Origin of the sequence: Streptomyces luteireticuli, assembly GCF_041519305.1 — a bacterium.
In the GTDB taxonomy this organism is placed as follows: Bacteria; Actinomycetota; Actinomycetes; order Streptomycetales; family Streptomycetaceae; genus Streptomyces; species Streptomyces luteireticuli.
Window position 1 is genome coordinate 541,793 of sequence record NZ_CP167928.1, and the last position, 19,828, is coordinate 561,620.

Below are 19,828 nucleotides of genomic sequence, written 5' to 3' on the forward strand. Positions count from 1 at the left end.
TGTGCCCATAGGTAGGCTGAAGCAGCCGACGCGGCCGCCCGTGCCCGCGGTGTGGCCAGGCGGCCGAACTGTCGCCGGGCACCTTCCGGGCCAGGCCGAGGAGAGACCCGCCGATGCCAAAGCCGGTCAAGCGTGCTCCTCATCAATGCAGAGCACGCAGGCACGGGCCCAGGCGTGAGCAGTGTCTTTCGGGAGCGGGTAAAGGGGCATGCGCAGACTCACCCTGTGGCGGGCGGGAAGCGCGCGGGGTTGTGCACAACGGGACGGTTCCCGGGCCCGGGTGGTGCATCGGTGCTTCCCCTGACCGGTAACGCGCCCTGCCCGGAAACACCCCAACTCGTTGAAGGTGAGTGGCGTCGCCGGACGCGTCGCAGGGCTGATTCAAAGTCCTGACGGTTGGGGGTTGGTGCTGGTCGGGTTAGGTGGAGGAGGTCGAGGGGGTGGGTGAGGGGATGACAGGAGGTCTCGCGGAGGCCGGTGGCGATGTTGTGGTGTCCGGCGTCCCGGAGGGTGTTGACGGCAGGGTTCCGCAGGGTGGCCATGTTCTCCGGGCCGTGTCCTGTACGGATCTTGGAAGCGTCCTCGGCGGGGGTGGTGTCGCGGACGTGGTGGAGCCGGTTCTCGATCACCCATTGTGCCCGGGCCAGGTATCCGATCTGCTGCGGGGAGGCCTGGTGCGAGGTGAGGTCCGTGATGGCGTAGACGGTCTGCCGCGTGGTCTTTCCGGTCTTGGCATCGGTGCGGTACCGCAGGATCTTCGCGGCCTGGGCCGTGTGCGGGAAGTCGATGCCCATGCCGGTGACGGTCAGTACGCGCACGGAGCGGGTCTCCTGCCGGCCGTGCCCCCCGTCCCGGTTGTAACGGCGGGCCGTGCACTGTGTCCGGGGCAGTGAGGTTCCCCCGCTGCGTGAGAGTTGCTGATCAGCAGGTCGGGACGGGTTGATGGGTGTTCAGGTTCGCTGGTTCGGCCGTCGCCTGGTCGGTGTAGTGCTTCTCCTCGAACTCGATCGGGCTGAGGTAGCCGAGCCGTTCTTGGATGCGGCGGGGGTTATAGAAACCGTCGATGTACTCGAAGAGCGCGAGGTTCGCCTCGGCACGTGTGGCGAAGGTGCGGCCGCGCAGGCCCTCGGTCTTGATCAGCATCCACAGATTTTCCGCGAGGGCGTTATCGTACGAGTCCCCCACGGACCCCATGGACGCCTCAATTCCCGCCCGCACCAACCGGGTCGTGAGCTTGATGGACGTGTATTGACAGCCGTGATCGGCGTGGTGAATGAGCTTGCCCGGCTCGACCTCGCGGGACGAGAGGGCGTACTCGAGGGTGGTCAGCACCAGGTCCGCATCGGCGCGGGCGGAGGTCTCCCAGGCGACCACCCGGCGGGAGAACGCGTCGCGGATCGCCGAGAGCCACAGCGGCCCCTCGCCGGTCGGAACCATTGTGAGGTCGGTGACCCACAGCCGGTTCGGCGCGGGTGCGGTGAAGTCCCGGTTGACCAGGTCCGGGGCCAAGGTGGCCTTCGGGTCCCGGCGCGTGAAGCCGCTCTTGCGGCGTGGGCTCACGCCCGCAAGACCGTCCTCGCGCATCAGCCGTTCGACCCGCTTGCGGCCCACGCGGACGCCCTCCCGTTTGAGGACGGCGTGCACCCGCGGCGAGCCGTAGATCCCGCCGGAGTCGGCGTGGATCGTGCGGATCTGCTCGGTCAGCTCGACGTCCCGGCGGCGCCGTTCGCACGGCTCCTTCTCCGCGCGGCGCCAGCGGTAGTAAGTGGCGGAAGGGATGTGGAGCTCCCGGAGTACGCACTCGACCCCCAGGCGGGGATGCTCGTCAACGAGCGCCGTCACCTGGGCCGGGTCGGGTCGAGTTGCGCCGCGAAAAACGCCGAGGCCGTCCGCAGCACGTCGTTGGCCCGCTTGAGCTGGGCGTTCTCCTTGCGCAGGGCCGTGAGCTCGGCCCGCTCGTCGGTGGTGAGCCGGTCGTCGCGCTCGCCGGCATCGGCCTCGGCCTGGCGGATCCAGCCGCGCAGGGCCTCCGGATGCACGCCGAGGTCGACGGCCAGTTTCTTGATCTGCGGCCTCGGGTCGGAGGTGCGGTACATCCGCACCGCACGCTCACGCAACTCCAGCGGATATCTTCTCGGGGCAGCCATGGTCGAAGGTCCTCTCATGAGTCCCATCTGACCCTCTGTCAACTGACTCCGCATCTCGGGGGAAGCTCACAGCGCGCGCAGTGCGGCGTGCAGGCGTGGCCGGCTCGGCCTGACCGTCAGCAGGCAGTGCGCTTTCTTCTCCCCGACCAGGAACTTCGTGTGTGTGCGCTGGGTGTGCAGGGCGTCGGCCGTCACGACGGTGCCGGTGAGGCCGAAGGGCTCCAGCAGTGCCGCGAAGCAGGTGATCTCGTTCGTTTTGTCCGGTACTCGGAGCTGTGTGACGGTCCGCCCGTCACCGGTGACAGCAGCGAGCGGGTGGGCTGCCGGGCCGGCATCGGTGCGTGAACCGCGGGCGGCCTTGCCGTCCACGGCCACCCGTCCTGCCCTGTCCGGGGCACATCCGAGCAGGTCGGCCAGGCCCCGGGGCACACCGCGAGCACGACCCTGCGGATCGTCGATGTGCTCGGCGCCTGCCGCACGGCCAGGGGGCCGGCGGCCCGGACACCGAGGCGGGCCAGGGCATCCTGCGGGGCGTGGCGGGCCCACTGCCCGACCGCGGCATAGGAGCAGGCACCGGCCAGGACCGCACAGGCCGTGATCAGCAGTACCGACACCAGAGAGTGACGACGCCCCCGACGTCGGCGCGGGTCCGGCAGTGTCCGCAGCCGCCCCTCCAGCCCGGAAATCACGCGGTGTTGACGCGTGGGTGACTTCACCAGACAGACGGTGGCAGACTGACGGCACATCGAAGCAGTGATGATGGTGCCGTGGTCCTCCGCCGGGTCTGACCCACATCGAAGCTGACACCCCATGGCTGTCATGTCGGAGAACTGTCGACTCGCTGCGGAGGGCCACGGTGCACACAGCTGACCGGGCGCTCGTGACCTGATAGGAGCTTGGGCGAGAAGCCCCCGTCACTGCTTTGTCCGCCGCCCGGCCGGCGTGTGCTGCCCATCGAAGCAACCCGGAAGGACAGCACCCCCATCATGACCGATCAGCGCCCGGACGTCTTCGGCGGCGTGGACACCCACGCCGACACCCACCACGCCGCCGTCGTCGACCCCATCGGACGGCACCTGGGCGACGCGCAGTTCCCCACCACGAGCGACGGCTACCGCGCCCTGCTGGCCTTGGCTGCACTCCTTCGGGGCCGTGCTCGCCGTCGGCGTCGAGGGCACCGGATCCTACGGCACCCAGCTTGCACGCGCCCTGGCTGCCGCCGGCCTGCAAGTGTTCGACATCTACCGGCCTGACCGGCGCATGCGCCGCCAGCTGGGCAAGTCCGATCCCGTCGACGCCTACGCCGCCGCCGAGGCGGTCGCCTCCGGACGCGCGGGCATCATCCCCAAGACCCACGCCGGTGCCGCCGAGGGACTACGTGTCCTGCACAACGCCCGTACCTCGGCCATGAAGGCCCGCACCCAGGCCATCAACCAGATCCGCAGCCTCCTGGTCACCGCACCCGACACCCTGCACGGCCAACTGCGCGGTCTGGCACCGGCAGAGCTGATCAGCACGTGCGCCAGACTCCGACCGACACCGGACCTGGCCGATCCCACCGCCGCGGCCAAGTTCACCCTGCGCCGACTTGCCCGCCGCTACCAGGACCTGGCGCGCGAAATCAGCGACTACGACGTGGAGTTGAAAGCACTGGCAGCTCAGACCGCGCCGGCACTCCTGGCCGTCAACGGCGTCGGCCCCGAGACCGCAGCCCGCCTTCTGGCAGCTGTCGGTGACAACCCCGAGCGCTTGCGCTCCGAGGCAGCCTTCGCCCACCTGTGCGGCGCCGCGCCTCTGCCCGCTTCTTCCGGCCGCCGGGACCGGCACCGGCTCAACCGGGGAGGCAACCGGTCCGCCAACGCGGCCCTCTACCGCATCGCGGTCGTCCGCATGCAACACGACCGACGCACCCGCGAGTACGTGACCCGACGCACCGCACAGGGACTACAGAAGAAGGCCGTTCGCGCTGCCGTCCGTGTGGACGCTTCAAGGAACGGTCAGGGTGACCGGAATGATGGCTATGCCGGGAAGGGGTCTCAACGACCCCGGATGTCGTTGAGAACGACCCTGGCGAGCCTTCCGGCCAGGCCCCTGGCGCCCCCTCCGCGAGAGTTGCCATGCAGGCCTCACCGACAGGCACTGACCTGACTGCATGCCGCTTTCCTGGGGGTCACGTAGGGCCTGTGGCCCTTCACGCGCCGTTTTCAGGAGCCGCAGTTGCTGAGGGCTACGACGGCAATCGCCTCCACGTCTGCTTTGGTTGCGCCGACTGCCATGGCGTTGACCATGGCTCCGTCTGCGGGGTTCTCGATGGTGTCGGGTGCCTGTACGTCCTTGTCATCGGGGACGTACACACAGAGCACACCGGGGATCCTGAGGACGAATTTTCCTTCAGAGGTGTAGGCAGGGGCGTCAGAGTTGTTGACGTCGACGTCGATGATCGTGATGGGGAAGCCGAGGTAGGTGGCGGTTACCTTCAGGCTCAGCTTCGCGCTGGGGGAGTTGTTGTTGTAGTCGGCCTGAGTCTTGTAGACGCAGCCGTCGCCTGAAGGGCATCCGTGGACGGGGCCTTGCGCGTGGGCGGGTGTGGTGAGGGCGGTGAGGAGGCCCAGGGCCAGGGCGGTGGCTGCAGCGGCCTTGCCGGTCCTTGGGCCTGTGGTGGTGAGGCGGGAGCGTACGTTTCGCATGGCGAGTTCCCCTTCCGGTCCACGGTGCCGCAGCACCCAGGGAAGCCAGAGAGCGCTGCGGTGCTCGGAGTGTCCTGCCAGCAGCACAAACCAGCCAGTCCAGCGAACAGGGCGCACTGGAACACACAACCGGCTCACGAATACCCGCACACGCCCCCGAGAGCCTCACAGCGGCAGGGACCATGGCCGGCCACCGGTCGGCGCCCCACCGCCACGACGCCGCACCACACCTACGAGCTTGCGGAACTGCCGCTCGCTCAGCCCGGAGAACAGGCCTATCCACCTCGGCTCAGACGCCGTGACCACAGCACTCACACCAAGATCATCACATGCCTGACCAGGGCTTACGGGACATCATTTACGTCTTCACCGTGAAGCGGAACCAGAAGAACCTACACGGACAACTGCGGACCCTGCCCTGGGACCGGGCAACGGCGAAGTTCCACGACCGCACCACCAGCCACGGCCACAAGGAGACGCGGGTCCTCACGGCCCTGACCGTCACCGGCCTCGGAGTCGACTTCCCTCACGCCGTTCAGATCGCCAAGGTCGTACGGCACCGCACCGACACCAAGACCGGCAAGCAGAGCCGGGAGACGGTCTACGTGATCACCGACCTGACCAGCCGCCAGGCATCTCCCGAGCGGATCGCGAAGATCTTGAGGACGCACTGGGTGTGAGGAGCCCCGAAGTTTCCGGACAGGCATCCAATAGGGTTGTCCTGAACAGGAAACGAGGAAGAAGAAGTGGCGCCACCCAGCAAGTACACCCCGGAGTTCCGGGAAGAAGCCGTCCAGATCGCGTTGCAGTCGAGCAAGACCGTCACCGAGGTAGGGCGTGAACTCGGAATCAACCCGGAGACGCTCCGCGGCTGGGTGAAGAAGCATAAGCGGCGCAACGAGCCGACGGCCGATGCACCATTGGCGCTTGACGAACGGGCCCGTCTGAAGGAAGCGGAACGGCGCGTCCGTGAGCTTGAGATGGAGAACGCGTTCCTGAAAAAAGCCGCAGCGTACTTCGCGAGGGATCCCCGGTAGCCAGCAAGTTCGAGTTCATCGAAACGATGCGACTCGACACCGAGGAGTACGCCTACACAGTCGAGTTCATGTGCCAGCGGCTCGGCGTGTCCAAATCTGGCTACTACGACTGGCGCTCGCGCTCCGATTCCGCGACGGCGAAACGCCGCGAGGAACTGAAGACGCTCATCCGGAAGGTATTCGAGATGTCGGACAGCACATACGGGTACCGGCGCGTGCATGCCCAGCTGGCCCGCTGGGGCGTGGCCGCCGGCCTGGAGCTGGTCCGCCAGCTGATGCGGGTCCTGGGCCTGGTGACCTGCCAGCCGAAGCCGAAGAGGTTCGGCCTGACCCGGCCCGCGGCCGGCGCGTTGCCCGACCTCGTCGGCCGCGACTTCACCGCCGATGCCCCCGGCGAAAAGCTCGTCGGCGATATCACTTACATCAAAACCGGTGAAGGATGGCTCTATCTGGCGACGGTCATCGACTGCTGCACCAAGGAAGTCATCGGATACGCAATGGACGACCACTACCAGACACCTCTGATATCCCGGGCCATACGCAACGCCGCCCGCAACCGGAAGCTGGCCGCGGGAGCCATATTCCACTCGGATCGCGGCAGCAACTACATGTCAGCCGAGTACGCGGGCGTCCTCTCAGGGCTCGGACTGCGGCAATCAGCCGGCCGCACCGGAATCTGCTTCGATAATGCTATCGCCGAATCGTTCTTCGGCACACTGAAAAACGAGCGAGCATCACGCGTAACTTACCTGACCCGTGAAGCTGCCCGACAGGACATCACCCGGTACATCGAATTCTGGTACAATCACAAACGCCTTCACTCGGCAGTGGGATACCGGCCTCCCCGTGAAGTCCATGCCGAATACCAGAAGTTGCGATCCGTCGCGTAAGAGACCGTCAGACGCTTGTCCGGAGAACTCGCGGCGCCTCACCTCTCCGCAGGCCAGAAGGCTGTCAACCGGTGCCACGCCAAGATCCGCGCTCTCGGCGAACGAGCCATGGCCACCCTCAAGAACCGGCGGCTCCTCCGCAAGCTCCGCCGCAGCACCACCCGCATCACCCGCACCGTCCAGGCCATCCTCACCCTCCACCTCAACCGCACAAACTGAGGTTGGAAAGGGCTCAGAGCCGTTGACCTGCACGAATCACGATGAAACTTCCTCAAAGGGGTTACCTCCAGGGTACGGTCCGGGCAGGGGGCAGTATGCCCCGGCAGGGCAGAACCTCTTGTGTGTGCGATGGGGCGGCTGGCCGGTGACGGTCAGGAACGTCTCCTCGTAGACAGGGTTGGAGCCGTATTCCTGTGTCTTCACCACGATGCGCTGGCCTTGGGTAGGGCATGGCCCTGTACAGGGTGCACCCACGTCCTCGAAGGTGAGCTCTAGATACACGGCCCGGTTCTTGAGGCTGTAGTGCTTGCCGAACGGGACTGTGTTGGAAGGACTGCAGATAAAGTCGATTACTTTGTCCTGACAGGTGAACTTGGCCAGTTGCGGCCCGTCGTGGGACCCGGCCCGGGCGACGACGCTATCCACTTCCAATGCCCCGGCGCCCAGCCTGATCTCCCGCAACAGCGCCTCATGCGGAGCATTGCTGGTGAAGATCATGTAGTGCTTTCTTAGTTGTCGGCTCCCGGTAGCCTTCGCCCGTTCATCCTGTGGTGTGGCCCAGTGGAAGCCAACGCCCTCCTTGTCGTTGGCGCGGACGAAGCCTTCCTTAATGGCGGAATGCTGGTCGAAGGGACCGCTCTGCTGGGTGAAGAAGCTGAGGAACACCTTGACGACGTTGTACCCCAGGATGATGGCCTCGATCAAAAGAGCGGCCGGCGGGAAGGCGAAGGTGGCGATGATTCCCGCCAACGCTAGGGTGTTGACGATAACGCCCTCCACATCCTCCTTCTGCGCGCTCTTGACGAAGCCCAGCATCTCGCCTACGACTGGCAGGCTACCGAGCACCGCGTAGGCCTTCTCCGTGGGAGTGGCACTGGGATCGCCCCACACGTCGGAGTTGGAGATCGCGTTGCTCAGCGCAGCCCCCACACCGGTGAAGGCACTCGACTTGATCGTCCGGAACGCCTTCTTGGCCTGGGAAAACTTCTCAAGATAATCCTCCGAGGTCCGGACCACCTCCCTGGCCCAGGCCCACCGCTGCTCGTTGCTCTGCAGCGTCTTCGGCGCCTTCTTCAGGGCCTGGCGCACCTCGGCGCTGCCGTTGGCGCCTTTGACCAGATTGGTCGCCCGGTCGTACATCTGTTTCCAGTCGACCTCGCACAGCGCCTTGACCGTCTGGTCTTGCTGCTTGGTCTCCTGGCACGCCCCGGCGTATTTGGCGATCTGATCGCTCATGTTCTTGCTGAGCGCTGGCGGCCCAGGAATCGGGGCTGCAATCGCGGAGGGCGGCCAGGGCCGAGACTCGGGCACAGCGGCACCGGTCTGCGTACCGGTGACCGCCACCAGAGCCAGCAGCAGGCTGCCGCACACGGCCGTCCGGGCCGGCGTGAATCGTTGGTACACCGCTCCTCCGTACGACAATCGGAAGATTCCATGCATTCATATCCGCCCGGGCCCGGCTGAACGGTCTGCCGCGCGGCCGCTCACCGTGATGGAGTAAAGCCGCTCGCCACGGCGGCTCATCAGGTACCGTCCCAGGGCTGTTCCAGGGTCGGCAGTCGACTGCATCTCCGCTGGTCAGAGACTTGGGGACATGACCGGCATCCTTAATCGCCTCACGGACCATCAGGCCGTACGGTTCGACAAAGCGGCGCTGAGCTGCACGGACGCCGACTCGGTCACCCATTCGATCGGCGAGATGGCTTGACCCATTGCGACTTTGGAACGGCTCTGGGTACCGTCCCAGGACTTCGCGGTACCAACAGACGAGCCAGCGTCGCTGTCCGCCCTGTGGCGGGCCGGGCGTGCGCCACGGCCCAGACCACCGCACGCTTGAAGGAACACCCAGGTTGTTCCGGCCTGTGTCCCCGCAGTTAGAAAGGCACTCCTATGGCCCCGCCACGCCGCTTGCGCACTCCCGTACTGCTCGCCGGACCGGCTCTGGCCGCCGGGATGCTCCTCACAAACACCCCGACCGCCCTTGCCTCCGACCCGATCACACTGACCGCCGACTGGGCCCAAGTCGACTCAACCGGAGACGGTTCACAGATCCACGTGGGCTACACCTACACCTGCACCGGACTCGGCGACGGAACTCAGGCCACAGCCGGGGACGCCGAAATCACCGTCGAGGACCAGGCCTATCCCAAAGGCAACGGCTTCACCGACGACAGGGTGGTTTGCGACAACCAACAGCACAGCGGTGACGTCTATGTCCCCACCGGCAGAGCCAAACGCGCCCAGACTGGCGATCGCGTCGACATCACCATCGTCATCAGCCAGCTCCACGGTACCGAACCCGTCTCCACGACCGTACGCCGCACCCTGGACCTGAGACCACCACAGTGATCCAGTCGACGAACGCAGCTGGACACACAGCCCGTCGGGTCCGTAAAGTTAACGGTGGTTCTGGAGTTGTTAGTGGGTCAGCGGCGGGCGGCTGAGAGCCGGCCGTCGAAGGTGATCTCGAAGGCGTTGAGGGCGGCCTTCCAGCGTTGTGACCAGCGTTTGCGTCCCTGCCCGGTCGGGTCGAGGCTCATGACGGCCATGTAGACGCACTTGATCGCTGCCTGCTCGTTCGGGAAATGCCCGCGGGCGCGGACGGCCTTGCGGATGCGTGCGTTGACGCTCTCGATGGCGTTCGTGGTGCAGACGATCCGCCGTATCTCGGTGTCGAACTGGAGGAAGGGCACGAACTCGGCCCAGGCGTTCTCCCACAGCCTGACGATCGCCGGGTATTTCTTGCCCCATGTCTCGCAGAACTCGAGGAACTTCTCCTCCGCGGCATCCTGGGTCGGGGCGGTGTAGACGGGCTTGAGCGCCTTCGAGATCTTGTCCCAGTCCTGCCGGGCCGCGTAACGGAACGACGCCCTCAGAAGGTGAACGACACAGGTCTGCGTGATGGCCTGGGGCCAGACCGTCCCGATCGCATCAGGCAGGCCCTTCAAGCCGTCACAGACGACCATGCAGACGTCGTCGACGCCCAAGGCCACGGAGTTAAGCCCTGTTCGCGTCCGTCAAGGCGGTCCGTTTCCATGCGTCGGCGAGGGTGTAGGTCCCGTAGGCGATCTTCTTGAGAAGGCCTTCGGCCGCCCACTGGGTCATCTGGGTCGCGAAGCTCGCGTAGTTGTAAATGCCCAGGGCGATGGCGACTTCGCGAGGACGCCAGGGCCGTTCGGGCTCGGTGGCCATGAGGTGGAAGGCCCGGTTTCGATTTCCGGCGCCCATGGGCCTGATCCCGGTAACAGCCTTGCGCTGGTCTTCACGGCTGTCTGTCGGTCGGGGCGGGGCCTCGGGAGCCGCGCGAAGCGTGATGGCCAGGCCGCTGATCACCTTGCTCTGCCGGGGGCGGGGTTCTGCGGGTCTGGTGGGGTATCGCGTGCGGGCGGCCTTGACCGAGCGGGCGCTGGTGCGGGCCCGCCTCGGTGGCAGCAGACCGTCCAGCACGGCCCGGCCGATGGCGCCGACCAGCTCGTCGTGAACACCTGCGGCGGCGTCGGCAAGGATGATCCGCTCGCGTGCGCTTTCCAGAGCGATGGTGAAGCTGGCGCGGTCCGGGTCTGTGCCCGGACATGACTCCACGGCGTCGACCATCGCCGTCCGCAGGAGCTGGTAGACGATCAGCTGCGACCACACTTCCTGCTCCAGGCCCGCGCGGTCCTGCGACCTGAGCACAAGACCGTCCTGCAGGGTGTGCCGCAGCGCGTAGTAGGCGGACTCGACCTCCCAGCGCTCGTGGTAGAGCCGGACCAGTGTTTCGGCGGGGTCGCGGCGGTAGTCGAGCAGGGTGGTGGCGATGCGGTAGTGCTCGCAGAGTGTCTCGCCGCTGTCCGTGGTCATCGTGATCGTCGCGTCGACGACGCGCAGTTTGAGCCTGCCGAGCCGGGTGAGATACGAGCCGTCCGGCAGCACGGCCAGGACGGCCGGGCGGCGGCGGGCGGTGATGCGGATGACGAACTGAGCTCCGGTGGCGGCGGTGTCCGACAGGAAGTCGTCTGCATCGAAGCCCCGGTCGGCGAGCACGAGCATGGTGGCGTCCACCAGCGGCAGGAGGCGACGCGCATACGCGGTCTCGTACTCGTTCGTCGGCCCGAAGACCGCACCGAGCAGACCGCGGGAGCCGGTCTCGCAGAGCGTCATCAGCCGGAGGAGGGGGTAGCCGGCCCACCCCAGCCGGGCTTGGATCTTGCCGAGCCAGGCCCGGTTCCGCTCGGAGTCGGGCACCTTCACCGCGCTGCACCCGTCGAAGGCCACGGTCCGCCAGCGCCGGTAGCGGACCCCGACCGTGGTGGGTTGCGCGAGCGGCCCGGCCACCACCTCGAACAAGGCCCTGAGCGGGGCAGGCCCCAAGCGCCGCCGCAGGCATCGAAGGGCCTTCTCGCTCGGACGTACAACCTCCAGCCTGGCGAATCCGGCCGTCAGTTTGCCCCAGACACGCAGGTAACCCAGCGCGGGGAACAGCGACAGAGCCAGGACGAAGTACACGCCGACACGCGATGGCAGGAGGCGCCGCCGACGCTCAAACGCGCGGCTCTCCTCCAGGACCGCATCGACAAGTTCGACGGGAAGGTAACGGGTCAGCTCACCCAAGTGCCCTGGCGCGAGCGGGGATTTCCCCGCACTGCCACCACACTCAGGCACAGCAGTGGCACACTGGTCGGTCAACGGGACCTCTTCAGCGAGTAGATCTTGGTCGATCCCTTGCTGTACCGGAGGTCCCGTTCCCGCGTCCGCATCACGAGCCGAGTTCACCCTCTTGACGGATGAAGTCGCGTCTTAACTCCGTGGCCTTGCGTCGACGCCCCGGTTCTTTATCTCGGTGAGGACCTGGAGCCAGTACTTTGCTCCTTCGCCGCCGTCGCCGGCCCACAGACCGAGAATCTCACGGGTGCCTTCGACGGTGACCGCGAGCACGACGTAGATCGGCCTGTTGGCGACCTGGCCGTCCCGCAGCTTCACGTGCACACAGTCGATAAACAGGACCGGGTAGACCGAGTCGAGGGGCCGGTTTTGCCATTCGTGCATGCCGTCGATCACCTTGTCCGTGATCGTGGAAATCGTCGTCTTGGACACCTCGGCGCCATAGACCTCCGCGAGATGAGCAGAGATCTCGCCGTGCGTCAGGCCACGGGCGGACAGGGAAAGCACCATCTCATCGACGCCGGTCAGCCGGCGCTGCCGTTTCTTGACGATCTGCGGCTCGAAGCTGCCCTCCCGGTCGCGCGGGACGTCAATCTCGACGGGCCCGACCTCGGGCCACGGTCATGCGGGCGCCGCCACCAGGCCGGTTCGTGCGCACTGCGCGCCGTGCAGCGCATGACAGTCCGCATGCGCTGCGGTATGCGCCGGGGCGCTGGGGTTCGCGTGTGTGCGCCGTGACACGAGGGGTGCAGTGGTCACCTCCTCGGGCATTTCTCTACCAAGACTGACAGGGATTCGGCAAGAGGAGGTTCGGCCATGCGATCCATAGATGCGGCTCGGTGCGAGGTGAGCCATGGCTGCCGGTGATCTCGACACCTCGTTCGGCACAGGCGGCAAGGTCAGTGTTGACTTCGGCCCGATCTCCATCGCGAACGCGGTGGCCGTCCAGGGCAATCAGAGTCTGGTGCTGGCGGGCCGGGTCGGCGATGTCTCCAGCGGAGACTGGGGGGTGGTCAGGCTCAGCCCCAACGGGAGCCTGGACGCTTCCTTCGGCAGCGGCGGCAAGGTCGTCATCAACTTCACGGGCCAGGAGGACGTCGCCCGCGCCGTCGCCCTCCAGAGCGACGGGAAGATCGTCGTGGGCGGCTTTTCGGGATCTGAGCTGGCCGGGAACATCTCGGTGGCCCGGCTCAATACCGACGGCACGCTGGACAGCTCGTTCGGTACCGGCGGGACGGTCACCTACGACATCAGCGGAGCGACAGGGGACGCCATCCGGGCGATGGCCATCCAGCCGGACGGCAAGATTCTCGGGGCGGGGGTGGCCGGTGCTAATCCCGGGCTGATCCGGCTCAACCCCGATGGGAGCCTGGATGCCACCTTCGCGGGTGGGGGCAAAGCGGCCGTGCCGATCGGCAACTCCGGCCACCTGTTTGCCCTGGCCCTGCTGAGCACGGGCAAGTTCCTGGTCGCCGGATTCGACACCATCACGCAGGACGACTTCCTGCTCGCCCGGTTCAACACCGATGGCACCCTGGATGCCACGTTCGGCACCAGCGGGTTCGTGCGCACCGATTTCAACGGGCTCAACGACCTCGGGTTCGTGGTCCTCGTGAAGGCGGACGGCGCCATCGTCCTGGGCGGGGACATTGACGCCGCCGACCCCTTCGGGACCGGCGGGGACATCAAGGCCGGCTGGGTTCGCTACCACCCCGACGGCAGCCTGGATGCCGCCTTCGGCACTGGCGGGAAGACACAGTCCGATCCCTCCCCGCTCATCCCGGACGGGGTGCGCGGCCTGGTGCTGCAGAACGACGGGAAGATCGTCGCAGGCGGGTTCATTGGTGAGGCCACCGGTCTCACGGGCTTCGCCGACCCTATGGTGGGCGACTTCGGGCTCTGGCGGCTCAACCCGAACGGCACCCTGGATGCCGCGTTCGGTACCGGCGGCATCGTGCGCACCGACTTCGCCGGCCAGGGCGACGGCGGCCGCGCCATCGTCCTGCAAACTGCCAACAAGATCGTGCTCGTCGGCGGCGCGACCACGAACCACCTCAACATGGCTGCCGCCCGCTACAAGGCAACCTGACCGCCAACGGGGCGAGGCCGCCCTACCGGGAAACCTGGGGGACTGGACACGGGGACTTGATCACCGCGCCAGTCCCCGACCCGTACGGGGTGAGGAGCCCCGAAGTTTCCGGACAGGCATCCAATAGGGTTGTCCTGAACAGGAAACGAGGAAGAAGAAGTGGCGCCACCCAGCAAGTACACCCCGGAGTTCCGGGAAGAAGCCGTCCAGATCGCGTTGCAGTCGAGCAAGACCGTCACCGAGGTAGGGCGTGAACTCGGAATCAACCCGGAGACGCTCCGCGGCTGGGTGAAGAAGCATAAGCGGCGCAACGAGCCGACGGCCGATGCACCATTGGCGCTTGACGAACGGGCCCGTCTGAAGGAAGCGGAACGGCGCGTCCGTGAGCTTGAGATGGAGAACGCGTTCCTGAAAAAAGCCGCAGCGTACTTCGCGAGGGATCCCCGGTAGCCAGCAAGTTCGAGTTCATCGAAACGATGCGACTCGACACCGAGGAGTACGCCTACACAGTCGAGTTCATGTGCCAGCGGCTCGGCGTGTCCAAATCTGGCTACTACGACTGGCGCTCGCGCTCCGATTCCGCGACGGCGAAACGCCGCGAGGAACTGAAGACGCTCATCCGGAAGGTATTCGAGATGTCGGACAGCACATACGGGTACCGGCGCGTGCATGCCCAGCTGGCCCGCTGGGGCGTGGCCGCCGGCCTGGAGCTGGTCCGCCAGCTGATGCGGGTCCTGGGCCTGGTGACCTGCCAGCCGAAGCCGAAGAGGTTCGGCCTGACCCGGCCCGCGGCCGGCGCGTTGCCCGACCTCGTCGGCCGCGACTTCACCGCCGATGCCCCCGGCGAAAAGCTCGTCGGCGATATCACTTACATCAAAACCGGTGAAGGATGGCTCTATCTGGCGACGGTCATCGACTGCTGCACCAAGGAAGTCATCGGATACGCAATGGACGACCACTACCAGACACCTCTGATATCCCGGGCCATACGCAACGCCGCCCGCAACCGGAAGCTGGCCGCGGGAGCCATATTCCACTCGGATCGCGGCAGCAACTACATGTCAGCCGAGTACGCGGGCGTCCTCTCAGGGCTCGGACTGCGGCAATCAGCCGGCCGCACCGGAATCTGCTTCGATAATGCTATCGCCGAATCGTTCTTCGGCACACTGAAAAACGAGCGAGCATCACGCGTAACTTACCTGACCCGTGAAGCTGCCCGACAGGACATCACCCGGTACATCGAATTCTGGTACAATCACAAACGCCTTCACTCGGCAGTGGGATACCGGCCTCCCCGTGAAGTCCATGCCGAATACCAGAAGTTGCGATCCGTCGCGTAAGAGACCGTCAGACGCTTGTCCGGAGAACTCGCGGCGCCTCAGGGGAGTCCGCCACCCGGGGCGTCAGAAATCACCACAAGAATGACGCCATTTCAGATCTAAGAGGACGTCTGGTTCGTGTAGTTCGTGAGTGATTGCGTTTTATGTGTCTCGCCAGGTGGGGGTGGATTCGCCGGTTGCCCGCTTCGCGAGGTTGGAGATCGCGGCGAGGCGGATCATGCTCTCGGAGTGCTCGGGCTTGGTCTCGTAGTCGCGGGCGAGCCGGCGGTGCATCATGATCCAACCAAAACTTCGTTCCATCGCCCAAGCACACTGCGCATATGGATAGTCACGAGTGTGGACGTGCGCCGATAATCGGTCGTGAGGGCCTGTTGCGGCTGGTCATGGTGGCCGAGCGGCTGGAGGGCCGTGGCGAGGGGGTCGTGGCATGTGCGACGGAGGTGATGTCGGCCCCAGAGGACTGTGCGGCCGGCGTCGGACGAGAGGGTGTGGGCCGGGCTGCCGGAGGTGAACCGGCAGGCGGTGGTGCGGCAGTTGGCGAAGCTGGCTGGCCGCGTGATGTCGACCGCTGCGGCGCCGGGTGAACGGGGCCGGTCATGACAGCGGTGATGCCCTGGGAGAGGGCTGACAGTAAGGTGACCGACCGTCACCTCCTGCGTCTCGCGGCGGTCTATGTCCGTCAGTCCACGCGGCAGCAGGTCCTGGATCATCAGGAGTCGACGCGGCTGCAGTATGCGCTGGTGGACCGGGCGGTGAGGCTGGGCTGGGAGGCGGACCGGGTCCTGGTGATCGACGACGACCAGGGGATGTCCGGGGCGAGTGCGGTGGCCCGGACCGGTTTCCAGCGGCTGGTCACTGAGATCGGCCTGGACCACGTCGGCCTCGTGCTCGGTATCGAGATGTCCCGTCTGGCCCGCTCGGGCAAGGACTGGTACCAGCTCATCGAGTTGTGTGCCCTGTCGGGGGCGGTGCTGGCGGACACCGACGGGGTCTACGACCCGGCGGACTACAACGACCGGCTGCTGCTCGGGCTCAAGGGCACGATGAGCGAGGCCGAACTCCACCTGATCAAGCAGCGGATGTGGAACGGACGCATCAACAAGGCCCGCCGCGGCGAACTCACCTTCCCGCTGCCCTCCGGCTATGTCCGCCGTCCTTCGGGCGAGGTGGTCTTCGACCCGGACGAGCAGGTGCAGACCGTCATCCGCCTGGTCTTCGCGCAGTTCGAGCGGATCGGCACGCTGCACGGGATGCTCCGCTACCTCGTCGACCACGACATCCAGCTGGGCATCCGGCTGCGCGAGGGTCCGGACAAGGGCACCCTGGAATGGCGGAGGCCGAACCGGATGACCCTGCAGACCCTGCTGCACAACCCCGCCTACGCCGGCATCTACGCCTACGGCCGGCGCCGGGTCGACCCACGCCGCAAGGACCCCGCCCGCCCCAGCACGGGCCGGGTCGTCCAGGCAAGGGACGAATGGCTCGTGATGGTCCCCGACGTGCTCCCCGCCTACATCACGGTGGCCCAGTTCGAGGCGAACGAGGCGAAACTCGCCGCCAACCGGGCCCGCGCCGAGACCATGGGCGCCGTCCGCAACGGGCCCGCTCTCGCGGCCGGGCTGGTCTTCTGCGGCCGCTGCCACCGCCGCGTGATCGTGCGGTATCACACCCAGGAGAGCAAGGCCGTCCCGGAGTACGTGTGCTCCCGGGAGGTCACCAACTACGGAGCCGCCAGGACCTGCCAGCTCCTGAACGCGGCATGCGTGGACCGCTTCGTCGAACAGCAGGTCCTGGCCGCGCTCACGCCCGCCGCCGTCGAGGTCTCGCTCCAGGCGGCTGACCAGGTCATGTCCGAGCGGGCCGAACTGGAGAAGCTGTGGGCCCAGCGGCTGGAGCGGGCCGAGTACGAAGCCGACCGGGCCCGCCGCTGCTACCACCTGGCCGAACCCGAAAACCGCCTGGTCGTGCGCCAGCTGGAGAAGGAATGGGAGACCGCGCTGGCCAGCCAGCAGAAACTCCGCGAGGAACACGCCCGCTTCACCCGCACCAGCCCGCGAACCCTCACCCCCGCCGAGCGCCGGACCATCACCACTCTGGCCGGTGACATCAACGGGCTGTGGCATGCGAAGACGACGACGGTCACGGACCGCAAGGAGATCATCCGCGCGATCGTCGACAAGGTCGTCGTCACCGTGGCCGGCACCACCGAACGCGTCACCGCGGTCATCGTCTGGGCGGGCGGCGCCACCACCTCCGGCGAGCTCGTCCGCCCGGTCCAGCGGCTCGACCAACTGTCCTACTACCCACAGCTGACCAGCCGGATCAGGGAACTCGCAGGCCAGGGCACCGGCGCCAGCGGGATCGCCGACCGCCTGGAAGCCGAGGGCTACCGCCCGGCGAAGGGCGGCAAACGGATCACCGCGACCACCATCCGCAACCTCATGCGCCGTCTCGGCTGCCCGGCAGGCCGTGTCCACCGCCACCGCCCCGCACTTCCCGGCGAAGGCCCCGGCCCGGACGAATGGTGGCTCAAACACCTGGCCGCGGAACTGGACATGACCACCTCCACCCTCTACGCCTGGATCAACCGAGGCTGGATCACCACGCGCCGCGAGAGCTCCTGGCCGCACCGGCTCATCGCTCACGCCGGCCAGCAAGAACTTGCCGAACTGCGGGAACGACGGACTCGCCCGCCCGGCTGGTACAGCCGCCGCCTCTGGACCGAGAACGACAACACGCCAGCCGATCCGCATCCATGAGTGCAGTGTGCTTGACACGTCTCCACCACCCAGCGCCTTTTCACGACATGAAATCCGCGAACTCCGGGGTTCCTGTTGACGACTTCGACGTCGATTCCGAGCTTCGCCCCGTGCTCGACGACGGCGTTCTTGAAGCCGGTGTCGACCCAGCTCTTGGAGATGGTCGGATACGTTTCCTTCGCTTGGTCGAGGAGGCGTATTCCCAGGGCGTTCTCGTGGAGGCCGGCGGCCGTGACGGTCACGGCGAGGATGAGGCCGAGCGTGTCGGTCAGGATGCCGCGCTTGCGGCCTACGATCTTCTTGGCGGCATCGGTTCCCTGGCTGGTCACGGGCACGTTGGTGGAGGTCTTCACGCTCTGGGTGTCGATGACGGAGGCGGTGGGTTCGGGCTTGCGGCCTTCCTTTACGCGGGCCAATCCCGTGAGGTCGTAGTTGAGTTGGGCGAAGATTCCCTCGTCGCGCCAGGCCGCGTAGTAGAAGTAGACGGTGCCGTGTCCGGGGAAGTCGTGCGGGAGGTACTTCCAGGGGATTCCCGTGCGGTTCAGATAGAGAATCGCGTTGAACACATCGCGGAGTTCGACCGTGGCCGGCTTTCCGGTGGGGCGACGGTCGAGCCGGGCTTTCCGCCAGGCCGTCAACGTCGGCTCGATCAAGGCCCATCGGGCGTCGGACAGGTCGCTGGGGTACGGCTTCCGCTGGCTCACGCCGTAGCGTGATCATGGTCGAGACGGACGGTGTCGTTCCGCTGCATGTTCGGCGATTCTCCCTGATCTTGAAACCAGACGGACTCCCGGCGTCAGAAGCGAGCGAAACGGACGACAGGTCCCGAGCAGCGACGGGGCACGAAGTCTGCATACCTCGCGAAGCCAAGCAAACTAGGGCAGCGGCAAAGGCCATTTATCGGAACAGAACTAGGTAAACGCCCTCTCAGAGGGCATTCAGGGAAGGTTCCTGACGCTATATCCCCTTTGCGGGCAGCGTCTTTTGAAGTGATTTACACCGGATATGCCTACTCATGCCCTTCGGTGCATCGACCCAGTTGCCCGTTTGGTTCGCACATAGCGCCCAGATTCTGTCTGGTTTAGAAATGAGGCGAAAACTCCCTGCCTGCAGGGAGCTTCCGGGCATTTCAGGCCGTGTGCATTGGTGATGAGTCCCGGCAAAGCGCACTGAAACGGTCAGCGCGAATCAACATCGAACGCCCACTCAAGCCGCATAGACGAAGACTCCACGATCCCAGGGGATTGCCACCCGCGCCTCCGATGGTCTTGCCGCGTTTGCGGGCGGACTCGTGACCTTCCAGGGTGCGGTCGCGGATGTACTCGCGTTCCATGCCCGACAGCGCGGCCAGCACCGTGAACACGACGCCCGAGGGATCGTGGGAGCCCTGCAGTTCGCCGGTGAGGAACTCCAGGCTGACGTCGCTCGCCTTCAGTTCCTCGGCCAGGGTCGCCAGTTCGATGCCGCGGCCGAGCCGCTTGTGCTCGTGGACGACGAGCGTGACGCGCACCCCGGAGGCGCGTAGTTCGCCGGCGAGGGCGACGGCCTTGTCCAGTTCGGGCCGCTGGGTGGCGCGGGTGGAGATCTTCTGGGAGAAGATCCGGGTGACTCCGGCTTCGGCGAGTGAGTCGAGCTGGGAGTCGAGGGACTGGCGGGCGGTCGAGGCGCGGGCGTACCCCAGGCGGGCGTGCCCGACGGGTTCGGCGCCGGCGTTCCTCGGCCGGGGCAGCTCGGCCCAGGCGGATCCGGGCTTGCGTACGGCGGGGGTCGGCACGTTGAGGGCCTTGGCGAGTTGGGGCACGAGGCGGAAGCGGGCGGTGTGGTACTGGATGGCCACCTTGCCCTTGCCGGTGCGGCACGGCGAGCCCGCGGGGGCGGCGCAGGTGGACATCGGGCAGTCGTGCGATTCCACGCGCTTGAAGTCGTCGCTCACGAGCCCCGACTGTTTCATGAGTGGTTTCAAACCGTCCAGCCGTTTGCAACAACTCATGAAATGCGGTTCGCCCTGGACGCGTCCGC

15 protein-coding genes and 6 pseudogenes are annotated in these 19,828 nt (G+C 66.4%); 8 read left to right on the forward strand and 13 right to left on the reverse strand.

Features of this window, described 5'->3' with window-relative positions:
- Positions 1-218: 218 nt before the first annotated feature.
- The 5 genes and pseudogenes from AB8735_RS38325 to AB8735_RS38345 all read right to left on the reverse strand — a co-directional run.
- Positions 219-944: an ISAs1 family transposase gene (locus tag AB8735_RS38325; protein WP_372412483.1), complete on the reverse strand. Its 726-nt coding sequence runs from the start codon at positions 942-944 to the stop codon at positions 219-221.
- Positions 922-1,842 carry an IS3 family transposase gene (locus AB8735_RS38330; protein ID WP_372404936.1) on the reverse strand — a complete coding sequence of 307 codons (921 nt, stop codon included), beginning with the start codon at positions 1,840-1,842 and terminating at the stop codon, positions 922-924. The genes AB8735_RS38325 and AB8735_RS38330 overlap by 23 nt, the downstream gene beginning before the upstream one ends.
- The gene (locus tag AB8735_RS38335; RefSeq protein ID WP_372404934.1) at positions 1,839-2,147 is read right to left on the reverse strand and encodes a transposase; all 309 of its coding nucleotides are present in this window, start codon (positions 2,145-2,147) and stop codon (positions 1,839-1,841) included. The genes AB8735_RS38330 and AB8735_RS38335 overlap by 4 nt, the downstream gene beginning before the upstream one ends.
- A gap of 66 nt (positions 2,148-2,213) precedes the next feature.
- Positions 2,214-2,516, reverse strand: a complete 303-nt coding sequence (locus AB8735_RS38340; protein WP_372412489.1) for a hypothetical protein — start codon at positions 2,514-2,516, stop codon at positions 2,214-2,216.
- Between the two features lie 110 nt (positions 2,517-2,626).
- A pseudogene (locus AB8735_RS38345) lies at positions 2,627-2,968 on the reverse strand (transposase family protein); the annotation flags it as partial.
- 331 nt (positions 2,969-3,299) lie between these two features.
- Between AB8735_RS38345 and AB8735_RS38350 the strand changes: the two are divergent.
- Positions 3,300-4,295: an IS110 family transposase gene (locus tag AB8735_RS38350; protein ID WP_372412372.1), complete on the forward strand. Its 996-nt coding sequence runs from the start codon at positions 3,300-3,302 to the stop codon at positions 4,293-4,295.
- 56 nt (positions 4,296-4,351) lie between these two features.
- Here AB8735_RS38350 and AB8735_RS38355 read toward each other — a convergent pair whose 3' ends face one another.
- On the reverse strand, positions 4,352-4,834 hold the full coding sequence (locus AB8735_RS38355) for a hypothetical protein (RefSeq protein ID WP_372412374.1): 483 nt from the start codon (positions 4,832-4,834) through the stop codon (positions 4,352-4,354).
- Positions 4,835-5,163: 329 nt separating this feature from the next.
- On the opposite strand from AB8735_RS38355, the gene AB8735_RS38360 reads away from it, so the two are divergent.
- The 3 genes and pseudogenes from AB8735_RS38360 to AB8735_RS38370 form a co-directional block, all read left to right on the forward strand.
- Entirely contained in the window at positions 5,164-5,514 is a 351-nt protein-coding gene (locus tag AB8735_RS38360) for a hypothetical protein (protein ID WP_372412376.1), read from the forward strand.
- 66 nt (positions 5,515-5,580) lie between these two features.
- Positions 5,581-6,761, forward strand: a protein-coding gene (locus AB8735_RS38365; RefSeq protein ID WP_372409833.1) for an IS3 family transposase whose coding sequence is annotated in 2 segments (ribosomal slippage) — positions 5,581-5,845 and positions 5,845-6,761 — 1,182 coding nt in all. Because the reading frame shifts where the segments join, the coding sequence is not laid out codon by codon here.
- 42 nt (positions 6,762-6,803) lie between these two features.
- Positions 6,804-6,980, forward strand: a pseudogene (locus AB8735_RS38370) (IS5/IS1182 family transposase); the annotation flags it as partial.
- Positions 6,981-7,016: 36 nt separating this feature from the next.
- On the opposite strand, the gene AB8735_RS38375 reads toward AB8735_RS38370, so the two are convergent.
- Positions 7,017-8,384: a hypothetical protein gene (locus AB8735_RS38375; protein WP_372412378.1), complete on the reverse strand. Its 1,368-nt coding sequence runs from the start codon at positions 8,382-8,384 to the stop codon at positions 7,017-7,019.
- A 504-nt stretch (positions 8,385-8,888) separates the two neighbouring features.
- Here AB8735_RS38375 and AB8735_RS38380 point away from each other — a divergent pair.
- Entirely contained in the window at positions 8,889-9,329 is a 441-nt protein-coding gene (locus AB8735_RS38380) for a hypothetical protein (RefSeq protein WP_372412380.1), read from the forward strand.
- 77 nt (positions 9,330-9,406) lie between these two features.
- Here the strand turns inward: AB8735_RS38380 and AB8735_RS38385 are convergent.
- From AB8735_RS38385 to AB8735_RS38395, 3 genes and pseudogenes are all read right to left on the reverse strand, one after another.
- Positions 9,407-9,964, reverse strand: a pseudogene (locus tag AB8735_RS38385) (transposase); the annotation flags it as partial.
- 13 nt (positions 9,965-9,977) lie between these two features.
- Complete coding sequence (locus AB8735_RS38390; protein WP_372412382.1) at positions 9,978-11,645, reverse strand: IS4 family transposase; 1,668 nt, start codon at positions 11,643-11,645, stop codon at positions 9,978-9,980.
- Between the two features lie 132 nt (positions 11,646-11,777).
- Positions 11,778-12,227 (reverse strand): annotated as a pseudogene (locus AB8735_RS38395) (transposase); the annotation flags it as partial.
- A 247-nt stretch (positions 12,228-12,474) separates the two neighbouring features.
- Here AB8735_RS38395 and AB8735_RS38400 point away from each other — a divergent pair.
- Together AB8735_RS38400 and AB8735_RS38405 are read left to right on the forward strand one after the other, a co-directional pair.
- A complete protein-coding gene (locus tag AB8735_RS38400; RefSeq protein WP_372412383.1) occupies positions 12,475-13,710 on the forward strand; it encodes a hypothetical protein in 1,236 nt (411 codons plus the stop codon).
- Positions 13,711-13,869: 159 nt separating this feature from the next.
- Positions 13,870-15,050 (forward strand): IS3 family transposase gene (locus AB8735_RS38405; protein WP_372409833.1). Its coding sequence is split into 2 segments (ribosomal slippage): positions 13,870-14,134 and positions 14,134-15,050, totalling 1,182 coding nucleotides; the frame shifts between segments, so codons are not numbered across the junction.
- Positions 15,051-15,191: 141 nt separating this feature from the next.
- Here the strand turns inward: AB8735_RS38405 and AB8735_RS38410 are convergent.
- Positions 15,192-15,356 (reverse strand): annotated as a pseudogene (locus AB8735_RS38410) (IS5/IS1182 family transposase); the annotation flags it as partial.
- A gap of 329 nt (positions 15,357-15,685) precedes the next feature.
- On the opposite strand from AB8735_RS38410, the gene AB8735_RS38415 reads away from it, so the two are divergent.
- Positions 15,686-17,809, forward strand: coding sequence for a recombinase family protein (locus AB8735_RS38415; RefSeq protein WP_372404421.1), 2,124 nt, complete (start codon positions 15,686-15,688; stop codon positions 17,807-17,809).
- A gap of 20 nt (positions 17,810-17,829) precedes the next feature.
- On the opposite strand, the pseudogene AB8735_RS38420 reads toward AB8735_RS38415, so the two are convergent.
- Both AB8735_RS38420 and AB8735_RS38425 read right to left on the reverse strand, forming a co-directional pair.
- A pseudogene (locus AB8735_RS38420) lies at positions 17,830-18,513 on the reverse strand (IS5 family transposase); the annotation flags it as partial.
- A gap of 425 nt (positions 18,514-18,938) precedes the next feature.
- Complete coding sequence (locus AB8735_RS38425) at positions 18,939-19,742, reverse strand: recombinase family protein (protein WP_372412384.1); 804 nt, start codon at positions 19,740-19,742, stop codon at positions 18,939-18,941.
- Positions 19,743-19,828 lie beyond the last annotated feature (86 nt).

Excerpts from the sequence above, each read along its gene's own strand:
- AB8735_RS38335 (WP_372404934.1), bottom strand. The coding sequence starts at position 2,147 with ATGGCTGCCCCGAGAAGATATCCGCTGGAGTTGCGTGAGCGTGCGGTG.
- AB8735_RS38355 (WP_372412374.1), bottom strand. The coding sequence starts at position 4,834 with ATGCGAAACGTACGCTCCCGCCTCACCACCACAGGCCCAAGGACCGGC.
- AB8735_RS38360 (WP_372412376.1), top strand. The coding sequence starts at position 5,164 with ATGCCTGACCAGGGCTTACGGGACATCATTTACGTCTTCACCGTGAAG.
- AB8735_RS38400 (WP_372412383.1), top strand. The coding sequence starts at position 12,475 with ATGGCTGCCGGTGATCTCGACACCTCGTTCGGCACAGGCGGCAAGGTC.